The sequence below is a fragment of the Bacillus suaedaesalsae genome, from assembly GCF_016890225.1.
Classification (GTDB): Bacteria; Bacillota; Bacilli; order Bacillales; family SA4; genus Bacillus_BS; species Bacillus_BS suaedaesalsae.
In genome coordinates, this window is the sequence record NZ_JAFELM010000010.1 from 1 (window position 1) to 11,436 (window position 11,436).

The 11,436-nt window shown below is 32.4% G+C and carries 13 protein-coding genes; 1 reads left to right on the top strand and 12 read right to left on the bottom strand.

Annotation, left to right across the window (positions count from 1 at the left end; genetic code table 11):
* The first annotated feature begins 231 nt into the window (after window positions 1–231).
* Complete coding sequence (locus JR050_RS01305) at window positions 232–1,455, top strand: IS110 family RNA-guided transposase (protein ID WP_204201714.1); 1,224 nt, start codon at window positions 232–234, stop codon at window positions 1,453–1,455.
* Window positions 1,456–1,893: 438 nt separating this feature from the next.
* On the opposite strand, the gene JR050_RS01310 is transcribed toward JR050_RS01305, so the two are convergent.
* From JR050_RS01310 to JR050_RS01360, 12 genes are all read right to left on the bottom strand, one after another.
* Window positions 1,894–2,490, bottom strand: coding sequence for a hypothetical protein (locus JR050_RS01310; RefSeq protein ID WP_204201715.1), 597 nt, complete (start codon window positions 2,488–2,490; stop codon window positions 1,894–1,896).
* Between the two features lie 322 nt (window positions 2,491–2,812).
* Window positions 2,813–3,649: a hypothetical protein gene (locus JR050_RS01315; RefSeq protein WP_204201716.1), complete on the bottom strand. Its 837-nt coding sequence runs from the start codon at window positions 3,647–3,649 to the stop codon at window positions 2,813–2,815.
* A complete protein-coding gene (locus JR050_RS20910; protein WP_488153828.1) occupies window positions 3,621–3,755 on the bottom strand; it encodes a DUF8096 family protein in 135 nt (44 codons plus the stop codon). Before JR050_RS20910 ends, JR050_RS01315 begins: the two co-directional genes overlap by 29 nt.
* Window positions 3,756–4,167: 412 nt before the next feature.
* Window positions 4,168–4,560 carry a hypothetical protein gene (locus tag JR050_RS01320; RefSeq protein ID WP_204201717.1) on the bottom strand — a complete coding sequence of 131 codons (393 nt, stop codon included), beginning with the start codon at window positions 4,558–4,560 and terminating at the stop codon, window positions 4,168–4,170.
* Window positions 4,561–4,999: 439 nt separating this feature from the next.
* On the bottom strand, window positions 5,000–5,281 hold the full coding sequence (locus JR050_RS01325) for a hypothetical protein (protein WP_204201718.1): 282 nt from the start codon (window positions 5,279–5,281) through the stop codon (window positions 5,000–5,002).
* Window positions 5,282–5,432: 151 nt separating this feature from the next.
* Entirely contained in the window at window positions 5,433–5,819 is a 387-nt protein-coding gene (locus JR050_RS01330; protein ID WP_204201719.1) for a hypothetical protein, read from the bottom strand.
* A 150-nt stretch (window positions 5,820–5,969) separates the two neighbouring features.
* Window positions 5,970–6,197, bottom strand: a complete 228-nt coding sequence (locus tag JR050_RS01335; RefSeq protein ID WP_204201720.1) for an Imm74 family immunity protein — start codon at window positions 6,195–6,197, stop codon at window positions 5,970–5,972.
* A 39-nt stretch (window positions 6,198–6,236) separates the two neighbouring features.
* Complete coding sequence (locus JR050_RS01340) at window positions 6,237–6,812, bottom strand: hypothetical protein (RefSeq protein ID WP_204201721.1); 576 nt, start codon at window positions 6,810–6,812, stop codon at window positions 6,237–6,239.
* 765 nt (window positions 6,813–7,577) lie between these two features.
* Window positions 7,578–8,201: a hypothetical protein gene (locus JR050_RS01345; protein WP_204201722.1), complete on the bottom strand. Its 624-nt coding sequence runs from the start codon at window positions 8,199–8,201 to the stop codon at window positions 7,578–7,580.
* Between the two features lie 363 nt (window positions 8,202–8,564).
* On the bottom strand, window positions 8,565–9,071 hold the full coding sequence (locus tag JR050_RS01350) for a hypothetical protein (protein WP_204201723.1): 507 nt from the start codon (window positions 9,069–9,071) through the stop codon (window positions 8,565–8,567).
* A 113-nt stretch (window positions 9,072–9,184) separates the two neighbouring features.
* A complete protein-coding gene (locus JR050_RS01355) occupies window positions 9,185–9,496 on the bottom strand; it encodes a hypothetical protein (protein ID WP_204201724.1) in 312 nt (103 codons plus the stop codon).
* Between the two features lie 531 nt (window positions 9,497–10,027).
* Window positions 10,028–11,314, bottom strand: coding sequence for an IS110 family RNA-guided transposase (locus tag JR050_RS01360; protein WP_204201725.1), 1,287 nt, complete (start codon window positions 11,312–11,314; stop codon window positions 10,028–10,030).
* Between the last annotated feature and the right edge of the window lie 122 nt (window positions 11,315–11,436).

Genomic DNA, 11,436 nt, shown 5'->3' on the forward strand with positions numbered 1-11,436 from the left:
CACCACAGAGAATGAAAATGGTTTTTTACTGTCAATACTGATTCTACGGCTGGGAGAGGAAGGTCGTTTGTGTTTGGTGCGTTAGAGCCCATCCTTTAGTCTGACTCCACCGACCACGGTGCACCACTGATTGTCGCTCCCTTACGGGAAGCACACATGGTAGATTAATCCTATTCTGGTTGATGCACCAGCCTCTAATTCTAACAATCGCCGTAGAAAGGAAAAATTTCAATGGATGTAATTATTGAAAGAGCCTGTGGTATGGATGTCCATAAGGACAACATTACTGCATGTATTATCACACCACAAGGGAAGGAGATTCAAACTTTTTCAACTAAGACTGTGTTTTTGATCCAACTAGTTGACTGGATTAAACAGTACAAATGCACACATGTTGCCATGGAAAGCACAAGTGTTTACTGGAAGCCTATTGTGAATTTACTAGAAGCTGAGGATATTGAGTTTTTAGTTGTCAATGCACAGCATATGAAGGCAGTTCCAGGACGTAAAACTGATGTTAAGGATGCTGAATGGATAGCTAAGCTTCTGCGGCACGGACTGATTAAAGCTAGTTATATTCCTGATCGAAATCAACGTGAATTACGTGAGCTCGTTCGTTATCGTCGAAGCATTATTGAAGAACGTGCCAGGCAACACAATCGCATTCAAAAAGTGTTGGAAGGAGCGAATATTAAGTTAGGATCAGTTGTGTCAGATATTATGGGAGTATCAGCTAGAGATATGCTTAACGCAATCGCAGATGGTGAAGATAATCCCGAAATACTTGCAAACTTCGCTCGTCGATCAATGAAAAAGAAAAAGGAAGAGTTAGAATTAGCGCTAAAAGGATACGTTAGCTCACATCAGCGACTAATGCTGAAAACTATTTTAAAACATATTGATTTTTTAACAGATCAAATAGATATGCTTGATTCTGAGATTGCAGAAAGAATGAACACTTATCAAGAAGATATTGAACGATTAGATTCTATTCCTGGTATAGCAAGAAGAATGGCTGAGCAAATCATGTCTGAAGTAGGAACTGACGTTAAAAATCAATTTCCAACTGCACCACATATGTGTTCATGGGCTGGTTTAGTACCAGGTCATAACGAGAGTGCTGGGAAAAGAAAATCAGCAAAAACAAAAAAGGGCAACAAATATTTAAGATCAGCATTAACAGAAGCAGCTCATTCAGTAAAAGGTTCGAAGAACTATCTAGGAGCATTGTATAGGCGAACAGCCTCGAGAAAAGGCAGGAAACGCGCTGGTATTGTAGTTGCACATGCCATGATGAGAATAGCCTATTACCTTTTAACTCGTAAAGAAATGTATGTAGATCTAGGCGAAGACTATTTTGACAAACAGAGACAGCAATCAATTGTAAATCATTCACTTCGGAGACTCGAAGGATTGGGATACATCGTCTCTATACAAGAACCTAAAGTATCTTAAACTAGTCAACTATCATCAGATAAAACACTATGTCGGCGCTCTCGTTTTAAAAAAATTGACTGAGCTGCGTCTAATTTAGTAATGCCTTTTTTTGATATTACAGCGATTAATTTTCATGGTAGCACAATAAGTTTATAATCTGAATCCAAATAAAAATGCAATTCCTAGTAAGATTACAATAATGCCTCCCAGGAAGAATAACCAACTCTCATACATAAACAAAACTATAAAGTGTAAGATAAGTGATAATCTTGATCTATTTTCATATATCCTTAAATCCTGTCTAATTACTTCGCTGTGATAGTAATAACCAAATATTAATATCCCAACACCTATAATACATATGGGTAATCCCATAATTATGTTTGAAATCATTTTTTTACCTCAACTATTCTTCTAATAAGCTATTTTACTCGTTAAACTAAACTTCCCCGTTAGTTAAAATATGTTATTTAACTTATTTCTCCATTCAGGATTATCCATTACTGTAAAGGAGTTAAATAGTGACTCTAACTCGTCTCCATCGTTATCAATTACAACTATTTTTGGTTCTGATTTCATTGTCATAAATAGAACATCAGCTGGATTGAATATTATGTCTATAGAAAGTTCGGATCTGACAGTTTTTTTTACATCCTCTATATTTGGAAAATCTTCAAGAAGTTCGTCTTCTAAGAATGATAGTGCCTTTACCATTTCCGATAATTGACCATTCCCTGAGAACTTCAATAAGTCCTGCCAATTTGGGCAAGAAACCATCAAAGAAATAAATTCTTTAAAGTTACGCCCAACCTTCCCAGCCTGTCCCTCAGAACTTATATAAATTATAGGTAGATTTTCCTCGTCATCACTTCCTACAAAAGCAAATACTCCACCGGCAGCATCTTGGGCAATTACTTTTACAGTATCTTCAACATTAAAATAATATGATTCTGTATTATAGCTAGGAACTCCTAGTATTTCGAAATCAAAGTAGTCTGTTAGAACTTCTGCAATTTCAGGGTTATCTATAATTTTATTATATAAGGATTTCATAAATATAACTCCTTTACCAAATAGCTTATTGAACTAAACTTACCCGTTAGTTAAGTAAGGGGTTTCTCCGCCTTTCCATATATAATATATAGCGATTTAATCACTCAATAAACCCACTTACACCATCATTAAGTATTTTATAATATGTGTAATCCTATGTTTCAATAATTTCCACCTCTATTTCTTCCAAACTACTTTTTCCTGCCTCGACCATAGAACATTATTCTTAACTTATCTACACCCTTTATAGATAAAGCAAGCCAATAAACTTCCATTATTGAATTTTAGGTCTTTAAGTTATACTTCTCTTTTTTTCAGAATTTTAATGACCAGAACATCCTTGTTGACACGCTCCACATGAACAGATCAACCAATTACATCTTGAACACTTGTTATGGCTTTGCGAGTTTAGTCTAGTTCGACATCTCCAACAATGAGTATGTCTTGTATATCCTCTAGAAATATATCTTTCTCTTTCATTCCATTGTTGCTCTTTTACTCGTATCATATCAGCCCGGCAACGTGTGACAAGAGATAACAATCTGTCATTTTCATTTAATTGATGGCAGTACTCTTCAATCTCAGTGTTATCTATATTAGGTAAATGCTTTTTCCACCATTCACGATTTTTTTCTTCTACATTTTGTGTGGTATCACCGAAAAAGGTTGAAATTATACTTATAAAAGTAGGTTCAAATGTTCCTTTCCCATTTGTAACTAAATAAAAACGGGATACTAAATTCCTAAAAGAATGACTATTTATTACCTTATCATCCGTAATCGGCTCTTTGGGTGGATATAATTTTGCTTGCCTATCTTGTTCTCTCTTTAAGTTCTCAGCTTTAATCTCTTCTATAATTTCTTGTTGTCTTTTCTCATGAAGTTCTTGTTTTATTTCCCCTTCTTCCCTAGTCATCCCTTGGTAGAATTCCAGAGTGAAGTGATAGCCTCTAATCAGTCTTTCTTTCCTTATTACCTTTGCGTAACCTTCTTTTTTCTGCTCAGAACGTAAGGAGCCTAAGTATCTATTTTCACGATAGAATTCCACTAACTTTTTCTTATCGTTGTATCTAACCTCTACATAATCACCTAATTTGGTTAGGATGGCCGCGCCACCATCTTGCCCTTCTTTATTTGCATTTACAAGAGTCTCTTGCAACACTATTTCCTCCATCCTTCAAAACAATACTTTTCATCATTCCACAATTTACACATTTTCTTATAAAAATGTAATCTTTTACTAATGATAAAAATTTTGCAATAATGCAATTATCACATTGCCACTTTAATTAAATGCTATATCCGATTTATTATTAAACTCATCCTCACATATAAACCATTTTTTCTCATCTGTTGTAATACACTGTTTGACCAACCTTAAAATATCAAGATATTCACTTGGTATTTCAATGTATCTAAAAAAATGCACTAACATTTAAACTTGTTTTTTCTTCAGTAGTTATATACCAGCAATTATCTCTAGCCCAATTAATAAAGTGGATTATATTCTTGTTCAAAGATTCTTTGTATCTCCCATGAAATAATGTTAATTTTCCTTTTTTATTTCAATAAAAAAGTTCAATAATCCTGCTGGATCATTGAACTAGTTATTCTTAAACTATTCTTCCCCGTTAGCACAATAAGAATATCAACAATAAGGTACCCATCTTAGATGGTTTACCTCTTGTCATGTTCAATTAGAACAATATCATCTCTGTCAATCTTATCTAATCTAATTACTTTTTCGTGCGATATTTGACTATCATCATTTGCGAAATCTATGAAACAACTTATGATAATCTCCCCGTTCTCCCTATATGCAGAAAGATCAGTTGAAATATACTCATTTTCTGTATGATTTGCTCTATATAATACATAAGTGTATATCTCATCATTGTATACAGAGAAACCATTTATTTCGGGTTTTTTTGATACTTTATTTTGTACTTTTATAGGAAGTTCCTGTATGTTTAGGACATTGTAATCTAACTTCTGACTCATACTCAGATATATTGTAATTATAATAATAAGAACCACAATAATTGATAATATAGAGAAGATTCTTTTCAATGTTTTCTCCTTTAATTTTAAAAGTAGTTTATTAAACTAAACTTCCCGATAGCCACCCATGAAGCGCAAGATCAGCGCTTCACCACAAAGAATGAAAATGTATTGAATCCGTCCATACTGCTTCTAAGGCTGGGAGAAGAAGGTCGATAAACTATGGTGCCTTTGAGCCCTTCCCGATAGTTAAAGAAGATCGTATGCTCACAGTAAAATTTACTGAAATTTAATTTCATTCTTCCTAGCTGGGCGTAATCTTCTTGTTAAATTTGATGCAGCGACTTCATTATTTGAATAAGTAAATATCATGCTACATGTGTTACATATTTTAATTAAATCTTTTTCCTCTTCATCAAAGAAGTAAAATAACACACCTTCACAAACATTACACCCTTCATCAAAAGGATTATTAAAAATTAATAGAGTCTTTAATAACCAAAAGTAATTATTTATATATGATTTCACTTCTTTTTCTTCTAGTAATTTTCCAAATATATTTTGCTTCTCTCAACATCTTATCTGTTATTGGTATATCTTCATAATAAATATTTTCTAAGAGTTCCTCATAATAATTAGTAGCTTCCTTATTTATGTTCTTACTAAATCCACGTATCGTTATAAATGTATCAGTAAGACATTGCAATATTACTTCATTATCAATTTTCTCCAACTCAAATATAGGTTCTAAATTTTTTGTTGTTTGGAGAAGTGCACTTCGTATCTTCATATTTCACACCTAACTTATATTCTCTAGATACAATTCTAAATTTTAGTTAAGTATTAGTATTCAATTAAAAAAGCATTAATCCTTCTTGATCAATGCTCAAAACAAAAACCTTCTTCAAATAACCTTCCCTTTACTTCAACATCAACGGTCACTAATCCAGCTCGAATCCCATGGTGTACTTGCACTGTTTTGAAACTTCTTTAATAAAGCCCCTAAATTCATCAGGTATACTAGGATTAGAAACAAATAATTTTTTTCTATAAAAACCAAAGTCCTTATAGAATATTTCATTACAAACATTTGAAGTAGACCAATCAATTTCGTTTAACTCATTTCCCTTTAGTACTATATAGTTTTCTGAGTCTTCGTCATTTTTAATTACTTGTAATATATCAATCTTCACACCATAATCAACAATACTTTTTAAAGTATTTACTTCATATCCTAATTGGTTAGCGAAAAATCCAACAATAGTGCTGATTTGGGCATCTTCCTCAGCAATATATATTAGGAACTCCAACAAATCATTTTCATTCATCATATCCCCCCACATATAGCTACTACCTCATATATTGCTTTATTACCAAAACCAATTCCTTATTTAACTATCCTTTCCCGTTAGTGAAGTAAGAAGTTTTAATATAGCCTAAAATACCATTGATACATGTGAGGTTATAATGGATTAAGATTACTCAAATTCGACTTTGAAGTCTTTATCCTTGCAATACTCAATCACATCTCTTATGACTTTCCCTCTAATTTCATTATTAAATTCTTCTGTTGAGTGTGGTTCTTCCCCTGCTTTCATTGAGTCTTTGAAAACAACAAAACCACCAACAATCATTTCTCCTGATGCTTTCACAATTTTTCCGTCATACTCGATCTTTACATAAGAAGAAGTTCCTGTAATTTTCATGATTATTTCTGTCCTTTAGCTATACTTGAAAAGAATTACCTATTGAAGAAAGGTCGAATACTCTTCAGTTTCAGCCTTGAAAATATATTCTAATTCTTTAGTAATGATTTGTTTTCCACTTATCACACTTACATTAATTAAAACCTTAAGTTCACTTTTGTTATCTTTAAGATTCATATCATAATCGTTTATTTCATCAATTAAGTCGTTTTCGCTTGTCTTAACACCTAATTGATTACCATCATTAATGAACTCTATATTTTTATTAATTTCGGTTGAAATGGGCTTAAACGTAATAGCTTTAGAACCCTCTAATTTTACATTGTTGATAATAACGCTATTATCAGTAACTTCTTTGGGTTTAAACACCTTAAGTGCTAGTGAATATGTCTCAGGATTACTATTAGAACTGTTGTGTCTAATTACAGGATAGAACAAAATTTCGTTAATTGTATATTTTTTTAATTTCACATCCGAAAAGTTTATTTCTTCTACTGGTACCCCTACTGAATAAGTATCCTTATGATATAAATAGGTAATCTCGGTAGTCTCACAAGAAGTCAGTATAAATAAAATAGTTATATTAGTTAGGAAAAAAGCTATTGTTTTAGTCAAACTTATCCTCCATCTATTAATAATCTTAAATGTCCTTTTTGAACTAACCTTCCCCTTTAGTCGAATAAGGAAAGCTGTTCCTGTGCCAATTTAATAGCATTTTCTATTGAATCGGTAATAGTATTAGACTTAGTAATGTCTTGCCAAAACTCTTCTAATACATCACCGTCTTCATCAACAGTTTCTGGATAGAACTAGAATAACTCAATTCTAAAATAAGTTCTTTCCTTTAAAATTACAGCTTTATATCTTTTATCCTTTGAATATATCTCTTGTAAATTTAACAATTAAATCTCACCTACTAAAAACTTTTTTCACTAAACTTTCCTTTAGTGAAAGAAGACTTTTTTACAAACCATTGAATGTCCCCCAAGAACCAAGGGAAAAGAAAAGTGAGAGTATAAACATTATACTCATTGCTACATATCTTCTCTTTTTAAGGAAGTAGACAAATATAATCCATCCAATCAACGAAAGCGTAAACCTTATAATATCCATTGTAGTGCTATAACCATCAAAGGGGAAATCATTAAGATAAGACCAAGGTAATATATAAATAAATATTATTAAGCTATTTACTATTTTCTTTTTCAATTTATATCTCCTTTTATTCTATCTATATACTTGCCCGATAACTTCGCAAGATTAATCTTTTTATGGATTTCTTCATTGTGGTTCATTAAATGTTTATTAATCTAACCTTCCCCTTTACTTCAACAAGAAAGCTAAACAAAATGTGCGTTAATCTTCCAATAGATCAACGCACTATTTGACTGACTTGAAATATTTCTGTGATCTCTTTTCAATTTCAGGTAGTTGCATAAGTTGGTCATTACCTCTTTGCTCGATTTCTTTAATACCTTGTTCTAGTATTTCTTTGGCTTTCTCAGGTTCATCAGCAAGTAGGTAAAAATCACATACTTTATTATATAGTACAATAATGGATTTGGAAGCATACTCCGCTGCAGTATTCCAATCCTTAATTTTTTCGTAAAAGGGTATACCTATATTTTCTATGTTTGTTTTTAATTCAATCATTTGGTTCATGTCATTAGGTGAATTAGTAAGGATAAAGTGGTTACTAGCATTTCTTGTCCATCCTGGTATATTCCATTCTGCATCTCCTACAATTGTTTTATTTGCTGGCTTATTACCCCATTGTTCTAAATACCACTTGCTGTATGTATTAGATGTAACACTCCACATAGTCCAAAATTCACAATAATCTTCAGTATTCCATTTACTTTGCGAGAAACTAATATTCAGTTCAAGATCTCCAATTCTCCTGGTGAACCTAGGAACATTTCTGGAATATTTAAAACCAAGTTGCTTGAGTTCATTCTCTAAGAAAGATTCTATATTTCTTAATAGTAACTCTTTTGGATTCATTAAATTCCCCTTCCTACTTCAACTAACCTTCTCCGTTTGTTAAAGAATAAAAAAACAATCCTTCACACAAGAAGCATCGTTCATACCTACTTAGAGAAAACGTTATAAATAATAAAAGCTATAATTATACCAATTACAATAAAACCACCAATAGTAGGGCTGCCGTAAAGAGTTCTGTTCCACTTATCATTGGTTTCTATCTGGCTCTTATCTTTGTCCTTTGTCAAACGAATACCCCCTTAAAAATTTTCACCTTTGTACTCATTATATTCTGTTTAATTACGTGAAATTCCCTTCTATAACTAAACTTCCCCGTTACTTTAATAAGAAAACCACCTCTAAATGGTGGCCTGATATTTTTTACTATCCACTATGAACTTCAAAGCAAAAGTATCCGAAAGGTAAATGGACCTCTTTTAAACCCATTTCTGTTTTTGCTATTTCCATCAATTTGGGTAGAATTTCTTTTAAACTATCCTTATATTTTTCAAGAGCAATTTGAAAAGAGACTACATCATCATTTTTACATAGAGGATATAATTTTGTGCCTAATCTTAAATCATTAAGTGTTCTTGGTGTATCTGGAACATCAAGATACTCTTTAATGTGATTCTCCTGAACTTCCTTGTCAAAACAGTCTCTACATTCTATAAAAAACATATATTCTTCAAACTCAATTTGCATATCCAATAATTCATTTATATAAAATGGAGTAATTCTTAAATAATCGGTAGTTGATTTAGAACTAATTATCTCATCTAACATACTCTTTAAACCTGTAATCGTTGGGTAATAAATATATTTTCCGTTATAGTAAACAGTGTTATTGTATACTATCTCGTTAATCTTTCCACTTTTTTTCTCTATCATTTAAATTCACCTTCGTCCACTTAACTACAATATATTTCATCGCTTCCTCTTCCACTAATCTTACCCGTTAATGAAAAATCGTTTATAATTCATTTTAAAATAAGTATTGAATTTCATAACTTTTTATTGATAAACTTTCCCTTTAAAATTTTTAGTCTAATTAAATCAATTTTTAATTCTATACGAAATAATTTTAAGCATTGGTTAGCAAAGCGTACCCAAACTAAAAATACAATAAATATTAAACAATAATTAATAACTTTTTCCCATATATTATCTAGTGGTTCAAGAAAGTTATAAATTAATACATTAACAATAACAACTCCAAAAAACGAAAAGAACTTAATAAATAATGGAGTGAATAAATTAGATCTTTGTTCAACTAATAATGCCTTTTCTTTTTTTAATTCTTCAATTTCTGTCAATAAAATCACTTCTTCCTAATAAATCACAATAACTTTACATCGAATATCCATTTCTTTAATCATTACTTAACCTTCTTTACTATTAATCCTTCTTTCACTAAACTCCCTCTATATAGAAAGGTAAATCTCTCGATTTCTCGTTTTTTCTCACGATTTCATAGTCATCCATATTTAATAGACTTTAATAACATGGGATAAAGTTGTATTTTAGTTAAATTTTGGAGTTGAGAAGCAAAAAAGACTGTAGGTACCCAAGCCACCTTAATCCAAAAGGTGGAAATCCAGTTAAAGTATGGTCGCACTGGTGGATGTCTACATTTCTCATGGAGGTCAACCCTCCCATATCTCACAGAGTCTATGCTCCAAAATTCCTTCGTCCAACCTTTCCATGAGGTAGATGTCAGTTATGCTTCCCGACAGGATCTATGTCCGTATTTTAGTTGTTTTACTGACTAATCCGTGCTTCAAATGTCTATTAATTATTGAGATTAACTACTATAAAAGCATGATTTATACGTTATATCGAGAATTCTAAGCTACTTTTGGCAATTCAGCCATATGAGGAATATCCTTCAACATTCTTTCTTCACTAAACACAAATTGTTTCTTACCTATTGCAAATAACACTCGTATCAATTTATTACATAAAGCGATCAGTGACTGCATCTTTTTTAATGGATTATCAGGTCGCTTTGTATAGTATTCATGTAAGGCTTTAAAAGCAGAATTCTTAGCTACAAGGGGCATAATGACTCTAAACAAAAGGGCTCTTAGGTTTCTCCTGCCTCTTTTGGTTATTCTGGTTTGTCCCTTATGTTTTCCTGATGTGTGTTCCATCAAGCTTAATCCTGCAAGTTTAATGATTTGCCTTGGATGTGAGTAATAACGTAAATCTCCAATCTCTGCAAAGAACCCAGCTATCGTATCTTTTCCTATCCCAGTAATCGCTAGCATTTGGTGCACTCCTGGTATTTGTTCTAATAGCTCGTCCCTTTTAACCTCTAGTTGTTCAAACTTTTTAGTAATGAGTTCATACTTATCTAACAACGTGCTTAACTCTAATTTGGCCAAATCTGAACCCTCACGGATTCCGATTGAAACGCCGGCCACCTTCTTTAATTCTTTTATTCTACTTATACCCACTGCACGTTTTGCAGCTTTCCTAATATGAGCTAATAACTCTTGATCAGGGAGTTCAGCTAACTCATGTGGTAGTAGATTTAGCTTTAATATTTGTAGAGCAGAAAGCCCCTCCCAATCTTTAAAGACTGTTAGGAATTCAGGGAAATATCGGTCAATCCAATTGTGAATTTGCCCTTGTACCGCTTGTAGGTCGACGGATAATTGATCGCGTATTTTTCTAGCGATTCTAAGATCGGCATATATTCCTTCTGGAATATTAGGTTCAGCGTATCTTCCGTCTTTCACTAATTGGGCAATGACCTTTGCATCTTTCACATCATTCTTAGTTGGGGAATTATCATCTAATTCCTTTGTCTTCTTAACATGAGCTGGATTGACAACTACTAACTTGAAGTCAGTACCCTTTAGATAATGGGCTAAATTTAGCCAGTAGTGTCCAGTAGGTTCAACACCAATGATTACTTTATTCATGTTTTGTTGATCCTGTATCTCTTTAATCCATTCAACAAATCTATCAAAACTATCTCTCGCATTTCCAAAGTATAGAGGTTTACCAAACTCCAAACCTCTATAGTCCTGCGCACGAGCTACGTGCTTGAATTTCGCAATATCAACACCTATAATTAGTGTTTGAGAAGTAATTTGAGCAATCTTATTATTTTGGTTATAATTCATTTTGAAAGCCTCCTGGAATATATGATTTGTCCTTTTTGCCGGCAAGCTTAGGACACTTATATCATACCAAGAGGTTATTTTTATGTTCAAATGCCATTTTTAATCATTACAGGAATGCTTCC